The organism is Pseudomonas sp. 58 R 12 (genome assembly GCF_900005865.1).
Taxonomy (GTDB): Bacteria; Pseudomonadota; Gammaproteobacteria; order Pseudomonadales; family Pseudomonadaceae; genus Aquipseudomonas; species Aquipseudomonas tritici.
Window position 1 is genome coordinate 329,359 of record NZ_CVTP01000017.1, and the last position, 21,095, is coordinate 350,453.

Genomic DNA, 21,095 nt, shown 5'->3' on the forward strand with positions numbered 1-21,095 from the left:
CTCAAGCTTCAGCGTTGGCTTTGATCAGGCGGTCGTACGCGTCCTGATCCAACAGTTTAGGCACCGCCTCGGCGTCGGCCGGTTTAAAGCGGAAAAACCAACCTTCGCCCATTGGGTCTTCGTTGACCAGTTCCGGGCTGCCATCGAGTTTTTCGTTCACTTCGAGCACTTCACCGTCCAACGGCATGTACACGCCGCTGGCGGCTTTTACGGACTCGACGGTGGACGCTTCGGCGCCCTTGTCGTAAGCCTGCAACTCCGGCAGTTGCACGAAAACCACATCACCCAGCGCGTTCTGCGCGAAAGCGGTGATACCCACGGTGACGCTGCCGTCGGCTTCGGCGCGCAGCCATTCGTGATCTTCAGTGAAACGCAACTCGCTCATGGAAACTCCTCGGGGCCAGATTCGTCTGGTGGACGGGATTGGAATAATGGGGAGTTACTTAGCAATATCGCGGCCAAGCTTGTTAAAGCCTTGTAAATCAATGGCTTAATAAAAATGGTCATGACGATATGGAATTCGGCTGTAGCGATTTCGCTACACTCCGACGCGCGAAAAAAAGCCTATGCGGATCAAAGCCTTGCATGGCGAGAAAAAAACAAGGTTGTAGCGATATCGTTCCACTGTAGCGCTTTCAGTACAGCCGATGTCGTTCTCAGACCAAATTTTGAAATACGGTCCTGTGGGAGCTGGGTTTGTTCAGTCAGGGTTTGTTGGGAATGCCGTACTTGCGCAGGCGATGGGCAATCGCCGTGTGGGAAGTCTGCAAGCGGCTGGCCAGTTGGCGCGTCGAGGGGTAGCTGCTGTAGAGCTTTTCCAGCAGGCTGCGCTCGAAATCTTCCATGGCCTGTTCCAGGCTGTCGACTTCACCGTCGCCCTGGCGCGCGACTGACGTGCCGGCGATGTCGAGGTCGCCAATGTCCACCAGGCTGCTTTCACAGATGGCGGCGGCGCGGAAGATCACGTTTTGCAACTGGCGCACATTGCCCGGCCAGCGGTTGCCCAACAGCGCCGGGTAAGTGCCGGGCGCCAGGCGGCAGACCGGACGCTGGATCTGCGCACAAGCCTGCTGCATGAAATAGCGCGCCAGCAGCAGGATGTCCTGGCCGCGTTCGCGCAGCGGCGGTACTTCGACGTTGAGCACATTGAGGCGGTAGAACAAGTCTTCGCGAAAGGTGCCCTCGCTGACCATCTTTTCCAGGTCGCGGTGGGTGGCGCTGAGGATGCGCACATTGACCTTCACTTCACGGTCGCCACCGACGCGACGGAAGCTGCCGTCATTGAGAAAACGCAGCAGCTTGGCCTGCAGGTACGGCGACATCTCACCGATCTCATCCAGGAACACCGTGCCCTGGTTGGCCAACTCCATCAGCCCCGGCTTGCCGCCGCGCTGCGCGCCGGTAAAGGCGCCCGGTGCATAACCGAACAGCTCACTTTCGGCGAGGTTTTCCGGCAGCGCCGCGCAGTTCAATGCCAAAAAGGGCGCGCTGTGACGCGCGCTGATGGCGTGGCAGGCACGTGCCACCAGCTCCTTGCCGGTGCCGGTTTCGCCTTGAATCAATAACGGTGCATCCAATGCCGCCACCCGCTGCGCGCGCGCCTTGAGCGTACGGATGACAGGGGATTCGCCGAGCAGCGCATCAAACCCTTCGGCATGGTCGTGGTGCAGCGCCGACAGTTGTTCGCCGATACGGTTGGGTGGGTAGAGGGTGAGCAGGGCGCCGGCGTCGGTGATCGGCGTGGCGTCCAGCAGCAAGGTCTGGCCGTTGACGCTGATCTCACGCAGCGGCAGGCGAAAGCCGTGTTCGAGCAACGTGTCCAACAGCGTCGGGTCGTTGAACAGCTCGCTGATGCTTTCCCCTGCCGGTTCGCGGCCATACAGGGCGATCAGTGCCGGGTTGGCCAACAGAATCTTGCCCGCGCTGTCCAGGGCCAGCACCGGGTCGGTCATGGCGGCCAGCAGGGCATCGAGTTGCAGGTGGCGGCGTTGACCGGGGAGGATATCCACCACCGTGACCGCCTGTACGCCGTGCACGCTGAAGAGGGCGTCGCGCAGCTCTTCCAGCACCTCGGCGCTCAGGGTTGGCGCATCGATGTAGACGTTGGGCGGCACCATTTCTACCGCATCCAAGTTGAGATTACGCCCACCGAGCAAGGCCAGGACTTCCTGGGTGATGCCGACGCGGTCGATGAAGCTGACGTGGATACGCATGGGGCGGATCTTGATTCTAGAGTGCGGAGGGTGGCCAGTATGCCTTGGAGATGATGGAGATCAAAATGTGGGAGCGGGCTTGCTCGCGAATGCGTTGGGTCAGTCGATAAATTAAGTGACTGACACTCCGTCTTCGCGAGCAAGCCCGCTTCCACAGGGGATTTGCGGTGTTATTACTCCAGGTGCTCGGGCTTGACTGGATCACCTGACTTCACATCCAGTTGATGGCGCACATCCTCGAACATCAAGTCGTACTGCTTGTGCATCGAGCCGTTCAGCACCGCGACCTTGGGCATTCCATACTTCTGCGCAATGTTCATCGCATGCCGCGCAAAGTCGAACGCCTGGTCCTTGGGCAGGAAGAACTCTTCCTTGAGGTCCTTGCCCTGCACCGAGCCATGCAGCTTGAACAGCATCCCCTTGCCTTCCTTGGGGTCCTGGCTGACTTCATAGTCGATGCACAGGTTGTAGCTGTAGTCCTGGGCATTCAGTGCGTGACGTTCAACGTGCAAGTGACCCGGTTCAAAAGTGGCCATAGGCGTATCTCCTCTACTTCACAGATAGGTGATGCCAGGTTTTGCCGTACTGATGCGTGTACCGGCACTGCCCTGGACGATGGCTTCGATGTCCGAGAGTGAACCGATGACGGCGGTTTTGCCAGTCTGGCGGGCGAACTCGCAGGCGGCTTGGACCTTGGGGCCCATGGAGCCGGCGGCGAAGCCGAGTTTTTCCATTTCGTCAGGGTGGGCCTGGCCGATGGCTTTTTGGCTGGGCTTGCCGTAGTCGATGAAAGCGGCGTTGACGTCAGTGGCGATCACCAGCAAATCGGCGTCCAGTTGCGCAGCCAGCAAGGATGAGCAGAGGTCTTTGTCGATCACCGCTTCGATGCCTTGGAGCTTGCCGTCTTCGCCGTACATTGTCGGGATGCCGCCACCGCCCGCACAGATCACGATGGCGCTTTTTTCCAGTAGCCATTTGATCGGGCGGATTTCAAAGATGCGTTTCGGCCGTGGGCTGGCGACCACGCGGCGGTATTTATCGCCGTCTGGTGCAATCGCCCAGCCTTTTTCGGCGGCGAGCTTTTCCGCTTCGGCCTTGGAATACACCGGGCCGATGGGCTTGGTCGGGTTCTGGAACGCTGGGTCCTTGGCGTCGACTTCCACCTGGGTGAGCAAGGTGGCGAACGGCACTTCGAAGTCCAACAGATTGCCCAGTTCCTGCTCGATGATGTAGCCGATCATGCCTTCGGTCTCGGCGCCGAGCACGTCCAGTGGGTAGGGTGAAACCTGGGTGTAGGCCGCCGCCTGCAATGACAGCAGGCCGACTTGCGGGCCATTGCCGTGGGCGATCACCAGCTCGTTGCCAGCATGGATCTTGGCGATCTGCTCGGTGGCGATGCGGATGTTGGCGCGTTGGTTGTCCGCCGTCATGGGTTCACCACGGCGGAGCAGGGCGTTGCCGCCCAAGGCTACGACGATGCGCATACAGAGTGTCCTTCTGAAAGTTCTGATGAAGGAACGCGGTCAATGTGGGAGCCGGCTTGCCTGCGATAGCATCACCGCGGTCTGCTTGATGGACCGAGGTGCCTGCATCGCGGGCAAGCCCGGCTCCCACATTTGTCCTCATTGCCAACTTAAGGGTTAGATATCTGCCAACGCCGACACCAAGATCGCCTTGATGGTATGCATGCGGTTTTCCGCCTGCTCAAACGCGATGTTGGCCGGCGATTCAAACACCTCTTCAGTCACTTCCACGCCATTGGCCAGGTTCGGATAACGCGCGGCGATGTCCTTGCCGACCTTGGTTTCGCTGTTATGGAACGCCGGCAGGCAGTGCATGAACTTCACCCGCGGGTTGCCCGAGGCTTTCATCATCTTGGCGTTGACTTGGTACGGCAGCAGTTGCTCGATGCGCTCGTCCCACGCTTCCACCGGCTCACCCATCGACACCCAGATATCGGTGTGGATGAAATCCACGCCTTTCACGGCTTCTTTCGGGTCTTCGGTGATGGTGATGCGCGCGCCGCTTTCTTCGGCGAACGCCTGGCATTGCTTGATGAAATCTTCGTGCGGCCACAGGGCTTTCGGCGCGCCGATGCGTACGTCCATGCCCAGCTTGGCGCCGATCATCAGCAGCGAGTTGCCCATGTTGTAACGGGCATCGCCGAGGTAGGCGTAGCTGATGTCATGCAGTGGCTTGTCGCTGTGTTCGCGCATGGTCAGGGTGTCAGCGATCATTTGCGTGGGGTGGAATTCGGCGGTGAGTCCGTTGAACACCGGCACGCCGGCGAATTTGGCCAGCTCTTCGACGATTTCCTGCTCGAAGCCACGGTACTCAATGGCATCGAACATGCGCCCGAGCACACGGGCGGTGTCTTTCATGCTTTCTTTGTGGCCGATCTGCGATGAAACCGGATCGATATAGGTGACGTGGGCACCCTGGTCATGGGCCGCGACTTCGAAAGCGCAACGGGTGCGGGTCGAAGTTTTTTCGAAGATCAGCGCGATGTTCTTGCCTTTCAGGTGCGGACGCTCGGTGCCGGTGTATTTGGCGCGTTTGAGGTCGCGGGACAGGTCCAGCAAGTAGTTGAGCTCGCGGGTGGTGTGGTGCATCAGCGAGAGCAGGCTGCGGTTGCGCATGTTGAAAGCCATGATGGATCTCCTTAATAGTCGATTGGGTCGCGGATGATCGGGCAGGTCATGCAGTGGCCGCCGCCACGGCCGCGGCCGAGTTCACCGGCGCTGATGGTGATGACTTCCACACCGGCCTTGCGCAGCAAGGTGTTGGTGTAGGTGTTGCGGTCGTAACCGATCACCACGCCTGGCTCCACGGCGACCACGTTGTTGCCGTCGTCCCACTGCTCGCGTTCGGCGGCGAAGCTGTTGCCACCGGTTTCAACCACACGCAGGGCCTTGAGGTTGAGCGCTGCGGCTACGGTCTCAAGGAAGTTGGTTTTCTCGCGTTGGATATCGATACCGTGCGGCTTGCTTTCGTCAGGGCGCAGGGTGAACGGGACGATCTGGTTGACCACTTCGGGGAAGATGGTGACCAGGTCGCGGTCGCAGAAGCTGAACACGGTATCCAGGTGCATCGCCGCGCGGGATTTCGGCAGGCCGGCAACGATCACGCGTTCCACGGCTTTGTTTTTGAACAGGTTGCGCGCCAATTGGCCGATGGCCTGGTGGGACGAGCGTTCGCCCATACCGATCAAGACCACGCCATTACCAATCGGCATCACGTCGCCGCCCTCCAGCGTGGCGGCACCGTGTTCCTGGTCGGGGTCGCCGTACCAGATCTGGAAGTCCGCGTTGGTGAACTCAGGGTGGAATTTATAAATGGCGCTGGCCAACAGGGTTTCCTGGCGTCGCGCCGGCCAGTACATCGGGTTCAGCGTCACGCCGCCGTAGATCCAGCAGGTGGTGTCACGGGTGAACTGGGTGTTGGGCAGCGGGGGCAGGATGAAACTGGCGTGACCGAGGAAGTCGCGGAACATCTCGATGGTTTTGCCACCAAAGCTGCTCGGCAGGTCATCCGCCGATACCCCGCCGATCAGGAACTCAGCGGTCTTGCGCGGCTCCAGGCTGCGCAGCCAGGAGCTGACTTCATCAACCAGGCCCAGGCCAACCGTGTTGGAGGTGATCTTGCGCGCCAGGATCCAGTCGAGCGCTTCAGGGATGGCAACGATGTCGGTCAGCAGGTTGTGCATTTCCAGCACATCAATGTCCCGCTCGCGCATCTTGGTCACGAAGTCGAAATGGTCGCGCTTGGCCTGGGCCACCCACAACACGTCATCGAACAGCAGTTCATCGCAGTTGTTGGGCGTCAGCCGCTGGTGGGCCAAGCCTGGGGAGCACACCATGACTTTGCGCAGTTTGCCGGCTTCGGAATGTACGCCGTATTTCACTTTTTCCGTGGTCATTACACATCCTCCAGAGAATACAATTACAGAGTCAGGAAGCCGTCGTAGAGCCCATATGCCGCCACCAGGGCGCCAATGACCACTGCGGCGAAAATCAGCTTCTCGACGTGGGTGAAAATCGGTTTGCCCAGTTCACGCTTGGCTTTGGCGAACAGGATCGCGCCAGGGGCGTAGAGCAGGGCGGAGAGCAGCAGGTATTTGGTGCCGCCGGCGTAGAGCAGCCAGATCGCGTAGATCAGGGCGACAGCGCCAATGAACAGGTCTTTCTTGCGTTCGGCCAGGGCGGTTTCGTAGGTTTCGCCGCGCACTGCCAACAGCAGGGCGTAGGCCGCCGACCACAGGTAAGGCACCAGGATCATCGAGGTGGCGAGGTAGATGAGCGACAGGTAAGTGCTGGCGGAAAACAGCGTGATCACCAGGAAAACCTGCACCATCGCGTTAGTCAGCCACAGGGCATTGACCGGCACGTGGTTGGCGTTTTCCTTGCGCAGGAACTCCGGCATGGTGTGGTCCTTGGCGGCGGCGAACATGATCTCCGCACACAGCAGCACCCACGACAGCAACGCCCCGAGCAGCGAGATGATCAAGCCGACGCTGATCAGCACCGCGCCCCAGTGACCCACCACATGCTCCAGCACGGCGGCCATCGACGGGTTCTGCAGCTTGGCCAGTTCTGGCTGAGTCATGATCCCCAGGGACAGTACGTTCACCAGCATCAGGAACAGGAGCACCGTGATGAAACCAATCACGGTGGCCTTGCCCACGTCGGAACGTTTTTCCGCACGGGAGGAGAAAATGCTCGCGCCTTCGATGCCGATGAACACCCACACGGTGACCAGCATCATGTTGCGCACCTGGTTCATCACACTGCCCAGGTCCGGGTTTTTCACGCCCCAGATGTCCGCGGTGAAGATGTCCAGCTTGAACGCGAACACTGCGATCAACACGAACAGCACCAGCGGCACGACCTTGGCGACGGTGGTCACCAGGTTGATGAACGCCGCTTCCTTGATTCCGCGCAGTACCAGGAAATGTACGGCCCACAGCAGTACCGACGCACCGATCACTGCGGCCGGCGTATTGCCTTCGCCAAAGATCGGGAAGAAGTAGCCGAGGGTGCTGAACAGCAACACGAAGTAACCGACGTTGCCCAGCCAGGCGCTGATCCAGTAGCCCCAGGCGGAGGAGAACCCCATGTAGTCGCCGAAACCGGCCTTGGCATAGGCGTACACCCCACCGTCGAGGTCGGGCTTGCGGTTGGCGAGAGTTTGGAAGACAAACGCGAGGGTCAGCATGCCGATGGCGGTAATCACCCAACCAATCAACACCGCACCGACATCGGCGCTGGCGGCCATGTTTTGCGGCAGTGAGAAGATCCCGCCACCAATCATTGAACCGACGACAAGTGCAACCAGCGCGCCTAATCGAAGTTTTCCGGGAGATTCAGACATTGCATAACTCCAATGCAGGAGAAGAGAGACCACAGAATAATTCCGTGCGCTAATCAATCAGCTGACTCAGATCACTTCATTGGCACATTCCATTGTGAATTAATAACTTGGGGTGGAAAGCCTCAGGCGATATTTTTCCGCGCAAAGACGCTCTCCAGAGCGGCCCCTGCGTTTTGGTTAATCATTTAGTGTTGCGTAAGGACGTTTGAAACTAGACTGTTTTGTCGATTATGCAAACTTTTCGAAAATGCGACAGCAAGTAGCTTGGAAGCGACAACGTATTTGCCGTATTTAAATTATAAATAAGCTCAATCATACAAGCTGCCATGCCGTTGGGTTATGAGTGTGTTGTTTTTATCGCAGTCTCTAATAAACGTTATACTCGCTGAGTTAATTAGTTGAGTTTACGGCTGTCAGCTCAAGCTGTTATTTATTCAGGAGTCCACATGTCCCAGCCGGCCCAGAAACTTCGACTCAGTGCTTTGATTGCCTTGGTAGTGGGCTCGATGATCGGTGGTGGGATCTTCTCCCTACCGCAAAACATGGCCGCGCGCGCCGAGGTTGGTGCCGTATTGATCGGCTGGGCGATCACCGCCGTCGGCATGCTGACCCTTGCCTTTGTGTTCCAGACCCTGGCCAATCGCAAACCCGATCTGGACTCGGGGGTGTACGCCTACGCCAAGGCGGGTTTTGGCGATTACATGGGGTTCTCGTCTGCCTGGGGCTATTGGATCAGCGCGTGGATGGGCAACGTCGGCTACTTCGTGTTGTTGTTCAGCACCCTGGGTTACTTTTTTCCGGTGTTTGGCCAGGGCAACACGCCGGTGGCCATTGGCTGTGCGTCGCTGCTGCTGTGGGCAGTGCATTTCCTGGTGATGCGCGGAATCAAGGAGGCGGCGTTCATCAACCAGATCACCACGGTGGCCAAGATCGTGCCGTTGCTGATGTTCATCGTGATCGCTGCCGTAGCGTTCAAGGCAGATATTTTCACCCGGGATATCTGGGGCCTGGGCAATCCGGACATCGGCAATGTGGTGGACCAGGTGCGCAACATGATGCTGGTCACCGTGTTTGTGTTTATCGGCATCGAAGGCGCCAGCGTGTATTCGGCGCGCGCCGAGAAACGCTCGGACGTGGGCCGCGCCACGCTGATTGGTTTCCTTGGCGTGCTGGCGTTGCTGGTGCTGGTGAATGTGCTGTCCTTGGGAATCATGAGCCAGCCGGAGCTCGCGCAGTTGCAAAACCCGTCCCTGGCCGGTGTGCTGGAGCACATCGTCGGGCCCTGGGGGGCGATGGCAATCAGCATTGGCCTGGCGGTATCGCTGCTCGGCGCCTTACTGTCCTGGGCGCTGCTCTGCGCGGAAATCCTTTACGCCACCGCCCATGACAAGACCATGCCGGCCTTCCTGAAAAAGGAAAATGCCAACCAGGTGCCGGTCAACGCGCTCTGGCTGACCAATGTGATGATCCAGGCCTTCCTGGTGATCACGCTGTTTTCCCACAGCACCTACACCACGCTGATTTACCTGGCCTCATCGATGATCCTGGTGCCTTACCTATGGTCGGCGGCCTATGCCGTGCTATTGAGCGGACGCGGCGAAACCTACGAAGGCGCTCACGGCCAGCGCATGAAAGACTTGCTGGTGGGCTTGATCGCCCTCGGCTATGCGGTGTGGCTGCTCTACGCTGGCGGCTTGAAGTACCTGCTGCTGTCGGCGCTGCTGTATGCACCGGGCGTGATCCTGTTTGCCCTCGCCAAGCGTGAGCAGGGCCAGCCCCTGTTTACCCACTTGGAAAAAGGCATTTTCAGCTGCGTGATCGCAGGCGCCGGGTTGGCGGCGTATGGGTTGTATAGCGGGGTGTTGTCGCTGTGAGACTGGCGTATCAGCCGCCTTATGACTGGGCGGCGATGGTGGGTTTTCTATCGGCGCGCGCTATCGCTGGGATGGAGACGGTCGAAGCCGGCCTGTACCGGCGCAGTATCAGCGTGAGCGGCCAGCACGGCTGGATCAGCGTGACGCCGGGGGCTGGCGATTGGTTGGACGTGGGGGTGGAGTTTCCAGAGGCTGCGGCGCTGCCTGAGATCGAACGGCGCCTGCGCAGGATGTTTGATCTGGATGCCCAGCCTCAGTTGATCAACGCGCAATTGGCGACGGACCCATTGATGGCGCAACTGGTTGCAGCGCGTCCCGGCCTGCGCGTGCCGGGCACTTGGGATGGCCTGGAACTGGCGATTCGGGCAGTGCTGGGCCAGCAGATCACGGTGGTGGCCGCGATTCGTTTGGCGGGCAAGCTGGTGGCGCAATACGGTCAGCCGCTGGATACGCCGCACGCCGGTATCACGCATGTTTTTCCCACGCCCGAGGTATTGGCGGCGGCGGACCTGGCGACCCTGGGCATGCCCAAGGCGCGCGGGCGCACGTTGTCGGGTGTCGCACAAGCGTTGCTGGATGATCCTGAAGTGTTCGAACCCAAGGCCAGCCTCAAGGAAGGCGTGGCACGGCTGGTGGCCTTGCCGGGGATTGGCGATTGGACGGCGCAGTACATCGCGATGCGCCAGATGCGCGAGGCGGATGCGTTTGCGACGGGGGATATCGGCTTGATCAATGCGCTGGCAGCCTTGGAGGGTGGGCCGGTTTCGGCGCGGCAGTTGGGTGGGCGGGCTGAGGCTTGGCGGCCGCTCAGGGCTTATGCGGCGCAGCATTTGTGGACGTCGTTGCAACGGTCAGATTGATAGTGTCTGTACTGGCCTCATCGCAGGTCAGGTCACCACTGCGGCCGGTGCGACCCCAATTCCCCAGCCGCCAAATCCCACTGCAACGGCGTGCCGCTGAGGGTCAGCGGCGCCAACAACCGATGAGCCTGGCCCCAGGCTGTTTGCTCCGCCACCAAACCCTGATCGCTCAATTCCTCGGCACGCAACGCCGGTTGCTCCGGTACCTGTCCCGCCTCCACCAACAGCTTCGCCGTACGCGCCAACGACAACCGCGCCGAACCGCCACGCCCGGTTTTCAGCCGCTCACTCAATGCTTGAATCGCACTGGCCGCCATCAAATACCCGGTCGCGTGATCCAGCGCCTGCAACGGCAGCGGCACCGGTTTATCCGATTGTTTCCAGGCCATGCCCGCGTCGGCAATCCCGCTGCTCATTTGCACCAGGCTGTCGAAACCCCGGCGATTTCGCCACGGGCCGCTCCAGCCGTAGGCGTTGAGACTCACGTCGATCAGGCCGGGGGTGAGGGTTTGCAGTTCGTTGGCGGTGTAACCCAATTGCTCCAAGGCGTCGGCACGGTAGCCGTGGAACAGAATGTCGGCCTCCTTGAGCAGGCTTTCGAAAATCCGGCGGTCTTCGGGGGTCTTCAAGTCGAGACGGGCACAGCGTTTGCCGAGGGTCATTTCCGGTACTACGCCGGGTTCGTTCCAGGTCGGCGAGTCGATACGCAGCACGTCGGCGCCCAGGCCCGCGAGAAAACGACTGGCCACGGGGCCGGCCAGCACGCGAGTCAGGTCCAGCACCTTGATGCCCGCCAGTGGCCGCGTCACCGAGCCGAGCCAGGGTTTGTCGGCGCCGGTTTCAAAGGTCTGGCGCTGCACCAGGTCTTCAGCATTCACCGCCAACCCTTGCGGATGCCCTTGCCAGGCCTGCCAGGCACGCATCTGCGCCGCACAGCCACCTTCATCGACAATCGCCTGTTCCAGTTCAGCGGCGCTCCATGGGGCAACGCGGGCAGCCATCTCGGCACGGTCAGTGACGTTGCCCAACACTCGCTCGGCGGCGGCACGGTGATGGGGGGCGTTGGTGTGCAAGCGAATCCAGCCATCGGCGCTGGCATAGTCACCGGCTACCGGGTCCCACAGCGGCGGCACTTGCCAGCCCACCGGGCGAATCGAGGATGAAAACCAGAAAGAGGCGAGGCGCCGGTCCACGCTGATGCCGGGCAAGCGCCCGGTCTGTTGCTGGATCAACTGGGCCACGGCCTGGCCGGCAGCGCCGATACTGGCGCTGGCCAGCTCGGTCACGGCGAAGGTCGAGGGCAGGGCGCCGGCTTCGGTAAAGGTCAGGGGCGTTTGCGGTAGGTTGAGTGCAGCTTGGATGGGAGTCAGCAGGTCAGTCATCGAAGGCCCTCCGTAAGAGAAGGGCCACTATAAGAGATGATCAGCCCGGTGTGACAACCCCAGGCACCAACGGCAGGTCGATGCTGGCGATAAAGCCACCCTCTGCATGGTTGGCCAGAATCAGGCTGCCACCGTGGCGTTCGGCGGCGCGACGGGCAATCGCCAGGCCCAGGCCGTGGCCTTGTGCTGTTTGGCCGGGAGCGCGATAGAACGGTTCGCCCAACTGGCTCAAGTATTCGGCTTCAACGCCGGGGCCGTGGTCGCGCACGCTGATCAGGATGCGCTCGCCCAGGCGCTGGGCCTGCAACTCGATCGGCAATCCCGGCGGGTTAAAGCGCTGGGCATTGCGCAGCAAGTTATCCACAGCACGTTCGATCATGGTCGGCCAGCCCTTGAGGTGCAGGTCGGTGTCGGCGATCAGGTTCACTGCTTGGTCCGGCGCACCGAGTTGCGCGTCTTTCTGCAGGGTCTTGAGCAGTGGGTTGAGGTCGACGTCTTCGGCGCTGGCATTGTCGGCGTCGACGCGGGCCAATACCAGGATTTCGCTGATCAGCGCTTCCAGTCGATCGCATTCGCGGGTCAGGCGTGGCCAGAGTTTTTCCCGCTCTTCGGGGGTGGCGCGTTCGGCCAGGGCCAGGGCGATGCGCAAGCGGGCCAGGGGCGAACGCAGTTCGTGGGACACGTCCCGCAGCAATTGGCGCTGACTGCCGATCAGGCTTTGCAGGCGTGCGCCCATGCGGTTGAAGTCGGTGGCCAACACGCCGAACTCATCGCGCCGGTTAGCCAGTTGCGCCAAGCTGTTTTGCTGGTAGGTGGCCTGGCCGAGGTCATGCACTGCACCGCGCAGACGGCTGAGCGGGCGAGTGATGGACAACGTCACCAGCAGGCTGAACAGGGTCAGCACTATCAGCGCAATCACCAGTGCACTCAACGGCCACGTCAGGCTACTGCGGTGCCATTCGTCCAGTTCCGGGTGCGGGATGCGGTAGATCAACAGGTAGGTGTCGCCGGTTTTTTCGCTGGTGTATTCGGCAGTCAGGCGGCGCCAGGGCAGGTGGCCGTCCTGGCTGTCATTCTGGCGGGCTTCGAAGGCGGCGGCGCGACGTGGGAAAGTACCGCGCACCACCGGGTCGCCACTTTCGTTGAGCACTTGCACGTCGATGTGGTACTGGCGTTTGCGCTGTTGCAGCAGATCCTGCGCAGCCTCCTCACCCTGGGCTTCGTAGAGTTGGGTCCACTCTTGCGCCAGGTTATTGAGGCCGGGGTGACGGCTGAGAATCCAGGCATCTTGATTGAGCATGTGCCCAATCAGGATCGACAACCCGGCAACCAGGGCGATGGCCAGCCAGAAACTGGCCAGGATGCGCCAGAACAATGAACGCACAGGAAACCCTCAAACAGGAAAAGCCCAGTGGCGGGGGCCACTGGGCTGGGAACGTTAACGCGAGGGCATTATTGCGCTTTTTGCGGTTGTTGCGCTTTCCAGGCTTGGAATTCCCTCCATTCGGCACGACGCTGTTCTTGCTTCTTGACGATCTCGTCGAACTTTTTCTGCTGGTCAGGCTTGAGTACCGCGCGGATATCGGCCTGGGTTTTCTGCTTGCCGGCGGCGATTTCGTCCTGCATGGCTTTCTGGTCAGCGGCTGGCAGTTTGTCCAAGTACTTCTTGGTCAGGTCTTTGCGAGCGTGCCATTGGTCGCCCATCAGTTTGCCGATTTGCTGGCGCTGTTCCTTGCTCAGGTCCAGCTGGCTGAAGGGGCCGCCTTTGCCACGCGGACCGTGTTCACCGCCGTGGCCCGGGCCACCCATCATGTGACCTTCCGGGCCACCCATCGGCCCTGGGCCTGGGCCTTCTGGCATTGCTGCCATGGCAACGGTCGGCAGGGCAGCGGCGAACATCAAAGCGATAAGGGTCTTGCGCATGGTGATTCTCCTGTCTCTATTCCGGTGATTCCGGATGTGAGTAGATTACGGAGATCAAGGTCAGCGGCGGTCAGGTGTGGGTAAAGCTTCGGTAAAGAGGATTTTGTCGGTAACTGACAAAACTATCAGCGCTGGGTGTATCGCCTGTGGGAGCTGGTTTGCCTGCGATGGGATCGGCTCGGTATCACAGATGCACCGAGTCGATCCCATCGCAGCCTCGCTAAAGCTCGACAGCTCCCACAGGGTTAGCGCTTAGAGGCTGTAATAGTAACCACGGCTACGCAACGCCACGATCCGCGGCCGGCCATCCGGGTGCGGGCCGATCTTTTTGCGCAGGTTGCTGACGTGCATGTCCAGGCTGCGATCGTAAAGGGTCAACTTGCGGCCCAGGGCGATCTGCGCCAGTTCCTGTTTGTCCAGCGGCTCGCCGGGCTGGCGTAGCAGGGCTTCCAGCAGACGACTTTCGGAGACGGTGAGGGTGAATTCCTGTTCATCGATGCTGACCACGCCGCGCACCGGGCTGAAGCACAAGTCGCCCAGTTCCAGCTGTGAGGACACGGCGGCCGGGTGGCTGCGGCGCAGAACGGCGCGCAGGCGAGCGGTAAGCTCGCGTGGGTCGCAGGGTTTGGCCAGGTAATCGTCGGCGCCCAGTTCCAGGCCGAGGATGCGGTCCAGGGGTTCGCCGCGGGCCGAGAGCATCAGCACCGGCAGCTCCGGGTGGTCGTTGCGCAATTGCTTGAGCAGCTCCAGCCCGCTGCCGTCGGGCAGCATCACGTCGAGCACCACCGCTGCCGGGGCGCTGTCGGCCAAGGCTTTGCGGGCGCTCAAGCCGTCATGGCAGGCGCGCACCTGGAAGCCTTCCTGGCTCAGCCAACTGGTCAGCAGCTCGCAGAGCTCCTGGTCATCATCTATCAGTAACAGCTCGCTCATGACTCACTCAATTTAGCCATTGTCGACGGCGACGGTGCCCACCGCTGGCGAAGATCCCGCACAGCAGTGCGATCAGAGCGACGGCCCCTCCGGTGACAAACCATTGCTGTTGCTCGGTCAGCCAGCGGTTCAAGGCGCCGCCCTGTGAATCTTTGAGTTGCTGGGCCAGGCGTTGGTTCTCTTGGCGAAGGCGACTCAATTGGGCGCTTTCGCGGGAGGCATCCGCACTTTGCAGCTGCTTGCCCAGTTCTTCACGCTGGCGTTCGCTTTCTTTCAAACGTTGCTGCAACTCGGTGATCTGGGCGCCGGCACTCAGGGACAGGGGCGTGGAACTGCCGGTGTTCGAGGTTTCTTCAGCGTGGGCCGTAGCCCCGATCATTAACACTACCAACAGACACAACTGACGTAAGCGCATCGGAACTCCTGATTCCACACGAATATTCAGAACGTTGTCGGCAGGTTACCCAGAATAATGAGCAATTAGGAGCGCGCCGAACTGAAATGGTTCGGCGCGACCTGAGTCAAGGCAGGACTTGCTTGAACGGCTTGATCACGACGTCAGCGTAAACGCCTGCTGCAACATAAGGATCGGCCTTGGCCCAAGCCTGGGCATCGGCCAGGGAGGCGAACTCGGCGACGATCAGGCTACCGGTGAAACCGGCATCGCCCGGGTCATTGCTGTCCACTGCCGGATGCGGGCCGGCCAATACGATACGGCCTTCGGCTTGCAGCTGTTTGAGGCGCTCGACGTGAGCCGGGCGTACGGAAAGGCGCTTTTCCAGCGAGTTGGCAACGTCGGTAGCAATGATGGCGTAGAGCATGTCAGTCCTCGGTTTTTGGCGTGGTAGGGTCGGTGTCATGCAGATGGCGCGACAGGTAAATACCCTGGGCAACCAGGAACAGCACGGTCATGCCAAGGCTGCCGAAGACTTTGAAGTCGACCCAGTAGTCCTGGAAGGTGAACGCCACGAACAGGTTGGCAGCACCGCAGAACAGGAAAAACACGATCCAGGCCACGTTCAAACGCACCCACACCGGCTCCGGGAGGGTCAGCGCATGGCCCATGATCCGCTTGATCAGCAGGCGGTCACCGATGAAGTGGCTGCCGATGAACGCGAGGGCGAACAGCCAGTTCACCACCGGGGCTTTCCATTTAAGGAAGGTTTCACTGTGGAAGGCCAGGGTCAGGCTGCCGAAGACCAGGCACGCGACTAAGGTCAGCCATTGGCTTTTTTCCAGTTTGCGCTGGGAGATGAAGAGGGCGCCGTAGACCACGAGGGAACTGATGATAAGCACGGCGGTGGCGCTGTAGATGCCCCCGAACGTCAGCTCATGGCCGGCCAGATCAATGACCCTGGGGTCGAGTTTGTAAACGATGAAAAACAGCAACAGCGGGATGAAGTCGATGAATTGTTTCACAGTAAGAGCCAGAAGCTGGATGTGGCGGCATAATAACAAACATCCTTGGTAGCGAAAGCGCCAGCTGACTTGAGGTTACAAAGCCCCGTGAATGTTGATTTGCACTGCCACAGCACGGCCTCCGACGGCGCCCTGGCGCCTGCGGTACTGGTTGCGCGTGCGTTTGAAAAAGGCGTGCGAGTCCTTTCGTTGACCGACCACGACACCCTCGAAGGGCTGGACGAAGCCCGCGAAACCGCGCACGCGCTGGGCATGCAGCTGGTCAACGGCGTGGAATTGTCCTGCACCTGGGGCGGCGCCACCATTCATGTGCTTGGCTACGGGTTTGATCAGAAAGCCCCGGCACTGGTGCAGGCCATCGCTAATTTGCACGATGGCCGTTGGCTGCGGTCCGAAGAAATAAGCCGAAAACTCAGCCTTAAAGGCATGCCCAATGCCCTCGACGGCGCCCGCGCCATCCAGCAGGAACTGGGCGACAGCGGCAACGCACCGGCCCGGCCGCATTTTGCCGACTGGATGGTACGTGAAGGTTTTGTTAAAGACCGTGCCGAAGCCTTTCGCAAATGGCTGGGCGCCGGCAAGTTGGGGGATGTGAAGTTGCACTGGCCGACCCTGGAAGACACCGTCGAGACCCTGCGCGCCTCCGGGGCCTGGGTCAGCCTGGCGCACCCTTGGCATTACGATTTCACCCGCAGCAAGCGCCGCAAGCTGATCAGCGACTATATTGGTGCGGGTGGTCACGCGATTGAAGTGGTCAACGGGCATCAACCCGCCGAACAGGTGGGCAGCCTGGCGATTCTTGCTCGCGAATTTGGTCTGCTGGTCAGTGCCGGCAGTGACTTTCATGGCCCAGGCGGCTGGTCCGAGATCGGCGAGTATCGCCAGGTCCCGGAGGATTTGCCGCTCTTGTGGGGGCGATTCAAGCATGACCCCATTATTGCCACCGTCTGAACAGGTAGAACACGTGAGTCAATTTTTCCAGATTCATCCGGAAAACCCCCAGGCGCGCCTGATCAAACAGGCCGTCGAGATCATTCGCGCCGGCGGCGTGGTGATCTACCCAACGGATTCGTCCTACGCTATTGGTTGCCAGATCGGCGACAAGGGCGCGGTAGAACGTGTAAGACGCCTGCGTGACCTGGACAAGAACCACAACTTTGCGCTGATCTGCAGCGACTTGTCCCAACTGGGGCTGTTCGCCAAGGTCGACACCGGCACCTTCCGCCTGCTCAAGGCTCACACGCCTGGACCCTACACCTTCATTCTCAACGCCACCCGCGAAGTGCCGCGCCTGCTGCTGCACCCGAAGAAACGTACCATCGGTCTGCGCGTGCCGGAGCATCCGATTGCCCTGGCGCTGCTGGCCGAGCTGGGTGAGCCACTGATGAGCGTGTCGTTGATCATGCCCGGCGACAGCGAACCGCTGGAAGACCCGTACGAAATGCGCCAGCTCCTGGAAAAACAGGTGGACCTGATCATCGACGGCGGCTTCGGCGGTGGCAAAGCCTCTACGGTGATCAACCTGGCCGACGGCGAACCCGAGGTCATCCGTGTGGGTTGCGGCGACCCTGCTCCATTTATGGTTGAGGCCTGAATGTCGTCTGTGGAAACCGTCGACAGCCAGGCCGGCGCCCAGCAGGAACTGCCATTTGCAATGGTGTACGGCCAGGCCGTGCTGGAAATGCCGCTGGACTTGTACATCCCGCCGGACGCCCTGGAAGTCTTCCTTGAAGCCTTCGAAGGCCCGCTGGACTTGCTGCTCTACCTGATCCGCAAGCAGAACATCAACATCCTCGACATCCCGGTGGCGGAAATCACCCGTCAGTACATGGGCTATGTAGAGTTGATGCAGTCGGTGCGCCTGGAACTGGCCGCCGAGTACCTGGTGATGGCCGCCATGCTTGCCGAGATTAAGTCGCGCATGCTGCTGCCGCGCTCGGAGACGGTTGAGGCCGAAGAAGACGACCCGCGCGCCGAACTGATCCGTCGCCTGCAAGAGTACGAGCGCTTCAAGGCGGCCGCCGAAGGTATCGATGGCTTGAGCCGGGTGGGCCGCGACGTGGTCGTGCCCAAACTCGACGCGCCCGAGGCCCGCGCGCGCAAGTTGCTGCCGGACGTGAGCCTGGAAGAATTATTGATGTCCATGGCCGAGGTACTGCGCCGTGGCGATATGTTTGAAAGCCACCAGGTCAGCCGCGAAGCGTTGTCGACCCGCGAGCGCATGAGCGATGTGCTGGATCGCCTCAAAGGTGGCGGGTTTGTGCCTTTTGTCGAACTGTTTACGAAAGAAGAAGGGCGCCTGGGGGTGGTGGTGACTTTTATGGCGATCCTTGAATTGGTCAAGGAATCCTTGGTCGAGCTGGTCCAGAATGAGCCTTTTGCGGCTATCCACGTGCGGGCGCGAGCCGAATAAAGAGCTGAATCGATGAATCTGACTGAACCCCGCGAACTGGCGCCGCTGCTGGAGGCCTTTCTCCTGGCCTCGGGTAAACCGCAATCCCTGGAGCGCTTGTTCGAACTCTTTGAAGAAGCCGAGCGCCCTGAGCCGCCGGTGTTCAAGAAGGCGCTGGAGATATTGCGCAAATCCTGCGACGGCCGTGCCTTTGAACTGCGCGAGGTGGCGTCGGGTTATCGCCTGCAGATCCGTGAGAAGTTTTCCCCGTGGGTTGGGCGTTTGTGGGAAGAGCGCCCGCAACGTTATTCGCGGGCAATGCTGGAAACCATGGCGCTGATCGCCTACCGCCAGCCCATCACCCGGGGCGAGATCGAGGACGTACGTGGCGTGGCGGTCAACAGCCATATCGTCAAGACCTTGCTGGAGCGCGAGTGGATCCGCATCGTTGGCTACCGTGACGTTCCCGGCAAACCGGCGATGTTTGCCACCACCAAGGTGTTCCTCGACCACTTTAACCTGAAAAACCTCGACGACCTGCCGCCGCTCGCCGAACTGCGCGAAATGGAACCCGACCCGGTGCTGGACTTCGACGACGCCCCCGTGCCCGCCAGCCTGCAAGAGTTGGCGGATGCCAGCGCCGAGCCGGAAGAACCGAAGGACGAGACCAGTTTCCACACGTTGTTGCTTGAGCTGGACGACATGGAGCAGGGCATCAAGACCGACTTCGACGACCTGTTGCGTGATGGCGCGGCAGAGCCTGAAGCCCAAGTGAACGTGGACGTTGAGCCCGAGGTCGAACCTGAATCCGAGCCTGAGCCCGAAGAAGATGTCCTCGGCGTGGCCGAAGCCCGCGAGAAACTCCTGGCCGCCGTCGCCGCCCTCGAACAGCCGCCGCTGAGCGACGAAGAAGACGAAGCCAGGGCCCTGGCCGAAGCCATCGAGAACGAGCGCCGCGAGTTTGAAGACTAACGCGATCCGCCAGGCCCGCTCCCACATTTGATTATTGTTGCCAGGGAGAAATCATATGAGTTCAACCAAAGACCCCTGCATCAGCGTCTGCAAATTCAGCGACGACATCTGCCTTGGCTGTGGCCGCAACAAGCGCGAAATCCGTGCCTGGAAGAAACTCGACAAGGTCGACAAGCGCACAGTGTTGGCCGAGGCCGAGCTCCGATTGCTGGCCCTGGGCGCCACCGGTCGGCGGAAAAGCAAATGACTTGGGCCATATCGACTAGTCTCTGATGCGCAACGCGCGTCATGCGCGTATGATTCGCGACCCTTTGCCGAGCTATTCGGCCAAAGCCCCGCTTTCAACACTCTTCAGGCCACGCCTGAATCGACCCACCGGGAGGTGCTTAAGATGAACGACAAAGACCAGAACGACAGCCAGGAAATCGGCCCAGCAGGTGAAAAACTGCAAAAGGTGCTGGCGCGTATCGGCGTGGGCTCGCGCCGCGACGTCGAAGCCTGGATCACCCAGAAGCGCATCAAGGTCAACGGCGTCGAGGCTACCCTCGGCCAGCGCGTCGACCTGCACGATGCAATCACCATTGATGGCAAGGTCATCAAGCGTGAAGAGGCCGCCGAATCGGTGCGCCGCGTGATCATGTACAACAAGCCCGATGGCGAGATCTGCACCCGTGACGACCCGGAAGGCCGTCCGACCGTGTTCGACAAGATGCCTAAGCCGAAAGAAGGCCGTTGGATCAACATCGGTCGTCTCGACATCAACACCACCGGCTTGCTGATGTTCACCACTGACGGTGAATTGGCCAACCGCCTGATGCACCCGTCCTACGAGATGGACCGCGAATACGCTGTGCGTGTGCGTGGCGAAGTCGATGACGAGATGATCGAGCGCTTGAAAGCCGGCGTGGTGCTGGAAGACGGCCCGGCCAAGTTCACCGATATCAAGCAGGCCCCAGGCGGCGAAGGTTTCAACCACTGGTACCACTGCGTGGTGATGGAAGGCCGTAACCGTGAAGTGCGTCGCCTGTGGGAATCCCAGGGCCTGGTGGTCAGCCGCCTGAAGCGCGTGCGTTTCGGCCCGGTGTTCTTGAACTCCGACCTGCCGATGGGCCGCTGGCGCGAAATGAGCCAGTACGAAGTCGACATCCTCAGCGCCGAAGTCGGCCTGACGCCAGTCGCGATGCCGCAGATGAACGCCAAGAGCAAAGACAAGCTTGAGCGTATGCAGCGTAAATCGTCGCGTCCGGTTGCTCGTACCGAGCGCGTTGCCCGCACCCTGCGCCCTGCGCTGAATGCACCGGCTACCGGCGGTCGTATTTCCCGTGAGCCGCAGATCGAAGGCGAGCGTCGTCCGACCGCGCCATCGCGCCAGGAAGGCGAGCGTGCTCCACGCACGCCGCGCCCAGCTCCGGCCGGTGGTCGCAGCAATCGCGGTGAAGCGGATCGCCCCGCCGACAACGCCAGCACCAAGCGTCCAGCCAAGCCGGCGGCAAATAAGCGCCCCGGCCCCAAACTGGTCGCGGACGAGCCGTCGGGCAAGCGCCGTGGCGCCCCGGCCGGTTCGGGTCAGCGTCCTGGTTTTGGTCGCAAGAAGCCGCAGTGATTTGCTAAGCGCTGCATAAAAAAACGCCAACCTTCGGGTTGGCGTTTTTTTTGGTCTGAATTTGAAATGCGTTCAACTGTGGGAGCTGGCTTGCCTGCGATGGCATCACTGCGGTCTGTCTGATAGACCGAGGTGTCTGCATCGCAGGCAAGCCAGC

At 60.7% G+C, this 21,095-nt stretch carries 22 protein-coding genes; 8 read left to right on the top strand and 14 right to left on the bottom strand.

What is annotated here, in order from left to right:
• Nucleotide 1: 1 nt before the first annotated feature.
• From gcvH to arcD (BFP95_RS14415), 7 genes are all read right to left on the bottom strand, one after another.
• The gene (gene gcvH, locus BFP95_RS14385) at nucleotides 2-385 is read right to left on the bottom strand and encodes a glycine cleavage system protein GcvH (protein WP_065910343.1); all 384 of its coding nucleotides are present in this window, start codon (nucleotides 383-385) and stop codon (nucleotides 2-4) included.
• 319 nt (nucleotides 386-704) lie between these two features.
• Nucleotides 705-2,213 (bottom strand): sigma-54-dependent transcriptional regulator, encoded by a 1,509-nt coding sequence (locus BFP95_RS14390; protein WP_065873588.1) that lies wholly within the window; start codon nucleotides 2,211-2,213, stop codon nucleotides 705-707.
• 173 nt (nucleotides 2,214-2,386) lie between these two features.
• Complete coding sequence (locus BFP95_RS14395; RefSeq protein WP_065873587.1) at nucleotides 2,387-2,749, bottom strand: DUF5064 family protein; 363 nt, start codon at nucleotides 2,747-2,749, stop codon at nucleotides 2,387-2,389.
• 18 nt (nucleotides 2,750-2,767) lie between these two features.
• Nucleotides 2,768-3,697 (bottom strand): carbamate kinase, encoded by a 930-nt coding sequence (arcC, locus tag BFP95_RS14400; RefSeq protein WP_065873586.1) that lies wholly within the window; start codon nucleotides 3,695-3,697, stop codon nucleotides 2,768-2,770.
• Nucleotides 3,698-3,853: 156 nt separating this feature from the next.
• Nucleotides 3,854-4,864 carry an ornithine carbamoyltransferase gene (locus BFP95_RS14405; protein ID WP_032890962.1) on the bottom strand — a complete coding sequence of 337 codons (1,011 nt, stop codon included), beginning with the start codon at nucleotides 4,862-4,864 and terminating at the stop codon, nucleotides 3,854-3,856.
• 11 nt (nucleotides 4,865-4,875) lie between these two features.
• The gene (gene arcA, locus BFP95_RS14410) at nucleotides 4,876-6,132 is read right to left on the bottom strand and encodes an arginine deiminase (protein ID WP_065881016.1); all 1,257 of its coding nucleotides are present in this window, start codon (nucleotides 6,130-6,132) and stop codon (nucleotides 4,876-4,878) included.
• Nucleotides 6,133-6,155: 23 nt separating this feature from the next.
• On the bottom strand, nucleotides 6,156-7,583 hold the full coding sequence (gene arcD, locus BFP95_RS14415; RefSeq protein ID WP_065873584.1) for an arginine-ornithine antiporter: 1,428 nt from the start codon (nucleotides 7,581-7,583) through the stop codon (nucleotides 6,156-6,158).
• Between the two features lie 446 nt (nucleotides 7,584-8,029).
• Here arcD (BFP95_RS14415) and arcD (BFP95_RS14420) point away from each other — a divergent pair, with 446 nt between their 5' ends.
• Together arcD (BFP95_RS14420) and BFP95_RS14425 are read left to right on the top strand one after the other, a co-directional pair.
• Nucleotides 8,030-9,457 carry an arginine-ornithine antiporter gene (gene arcD, locus BFP95_RS14420; protein WP_065873583.1) on the top strand — a complete coding sequence of 476 codons (1,428 nt, stop codon included), beginning with the start codon at nucleotides 8,030-8,032 and terminating at the stop codon, nucleotides 9,455-9,457.
• Entirely contained in the window at nucleotides 9,454-10,317 is an 864-nt protein-coding gene (locus BFP95_RS14425) for a DNA-3-methyladenine glycosylase family protein (RefSeq protein WP_065873582.1), read from the top strand. Before arcD (BFP95_RS14420) ends, BFP95_RS14425 begins: the two co-directional genes overlap by 4 nt.
• Before the next feature lie 32 nt (nucleotides 10,318-10,349).
• On the opposite strand, the gene BFP95_RS14430 is transcribed toward BFP95_RS14425, so the two are convergent.
• The 7 genes from BFP95_RS14430 to BFP95_RS14460 all read right to left on the bottom strand — a co-directional run bounded on the left by BFP95_RS14430 (nucleotide 10,350) and on the right by BFP95_RS14460 (nucleotide 15,971).
• On the bottom strand, nucleotides 10,350-11,699 hold the full coding sequence (locus BFP95_RS14430; RefSeq protein WP_065873581.1) for a CoA transferase: 1,350 nt from the start codon (nucleotides 11,697-11,699) through the stop codon (nucleotides 10,350-10,352).
• Nucleotides 11,700-11,739: 40 nt separating this feature from the next.
• Nucleotides 11,740-13,083, bottom strand: a complete 1,344-nt coding sequence (locus tag BFP95_RS14435; RefSeq protein WP_065873580.1) for a sensor histidine kinase — start codon at nucleotides 13,081-13,083, stop codon at nucleotides 11,740-11,742.
• A 68-nt stretch (nucleotides 13,084-13,151) separates the two neighbouring features.
• Nucleotides 13,152-13,622: an LTXXQ domain protein gene (locus tag BFP95_RS14440; protein WP_065873579.1), complete on the bottom strand. Its 471-nt coding sequence runs from the start codon at nucleotides 13,620-13,622 to the stop codon at nucleotides 13,152-13,154.
• 252 nt (nucleotides 13,623-13,874) lie between these two features.
• Nucleotides 13,875-14,552, bottom strand: coding sequence for a response regulator transcription factor (locus BFP95_RS14445; protein WP_049711772.1), 678 nt, complete (start codon nucleotides 14,550-14,552; stop codon nucleotides 13,875-13,877).
• 7 nt (nucleotides 14,553-14,559) lie between these two features.
• A complete protein-coding gene (locus BFP95_RS14450) occupies nucleotides 14,560-14,967 on the bottom strand; it encodes a translation initiation factor 2 (RefSeq protein WP_065873578.1) in 408 nt (135 codons plus the stop codon).
• 106 nt (nucleotides 14,968-15,073) lie between these two features.
• Complete coding sequence (locus BFP95_RS14455; RefSeq protein WP_015885584.1) at nucleotides 15,074-15,373, bottom strand: YciI family protein; 300 nt, start codon at nucleotides 15,371-15,373, stop codon at nucleotides 15,074-15,076.
• A 1-nt stretch (nucleotide 15,374) separates the two neighbouring features.
• Nucleotides 15,375-15,971 (bottom strand): septation protein A, encoded by a 597-nt coding sequence (locus BFP95_RS14460; RefSeq protein WP_065873577.1) that lies wholly within the window; start codon nucleotides 15,969-15,971, stop codon nucleotides 15,375-15,377.
• An 87-nt stretch (nucleotides 15,972-16,058) separates the two neighbouring features.
• Between BFP95_RS14460 and BFP95_RS14465 the strand changes: the two genes are divergently transcribed.
• The 6 genes from BFP95_RS14465 (at nucleotide 16,059) to rluB (ending at nucleotide 20,938) form a co-directional block, all read left to right on the top strand.
• Nucleotides 16,059-16,922: a PHP domain-containing protein gene (locus BFP95_RS14465; RefSeq protein WP_065873576.1), complete on the top strand. Its 864-nt coding sequence runs from the start codon at nucleotides 16,059-16,061 to the stop codon at nucleotides 16,920-16,922.
• Between the two features lie 13 nt (nucleotides 16,923-16,935).
• On the top strand, nucleotides 16,936-17,565 hold the full coding sequence (locus BFP95_RS14470) for an L-threonylcarbamoyladenylate synthase (protein ID WP_065873575.1): 630 nt from the start codon (nucleotides 16,936-16,938) through the stop codon (nucleotides 17,563-17,565).
• Between the two features lie 120 nt (nucleotides 17,566-17,685).
• Nucleotides 17,686-18,384, top strand: a complete 699-nt coding sequence (locus BFP95_RS14475) for a segregation and condensation protein A (protein ID WP_175403020.1) — start codon at nucleotides 17,686-17,688, stop codon at nucleotides 18,382-18,384.
• Nucleotides 18,385-18,396: 12 nt separating this feature from the next.
• Nucleotides 18,397-19,335 (top strand): SMC-Scp complex subunit ScpB, encoded by a 939-nt coding sequence (gene scpB / locus BFP95_RS14480; protein ID WP_065873573.1) that lies wholly within the window; start codon nucleotides 18,397-18,399, stop codon nucleotides 19,333-19,335.
• Between the two features lie 55 nt (nucleotides 19,336-19,390).
• The gene (locus tag BFP95_RS14485) at nucleotides 19,391-19,582 is read left to right on the top strand and encodes a DUF1289 domain-containing protein (RefSeq protein WP_065873572.1); all 192 of its coding nucleotides are present in this window, start codon (nucleotides 19,391-19,393) and stop codon (nucleotides 19,580-19,582) included.
• A 144-nt stretch (nucleotides 19,583-19,726) separates the two neighbouring features.
• The gene (rluB, locus tag BFP95_RS14490; protein ID WP_015885577.1) at nucleotides 19,727-20,938 is read left to right on the top strand and encodes a 23S rRNA pseudouridine(2605) synthase RluB; all 1,212 of its coding nucleotides are present in this window, start codon (nucleotides 19,727-19,729) and stop codon (nucleotides 20,936-20,938) included.
• The last annotated feature ends 157 nt before the right edge of the window (nucleotides 20,939-21,095 follow it).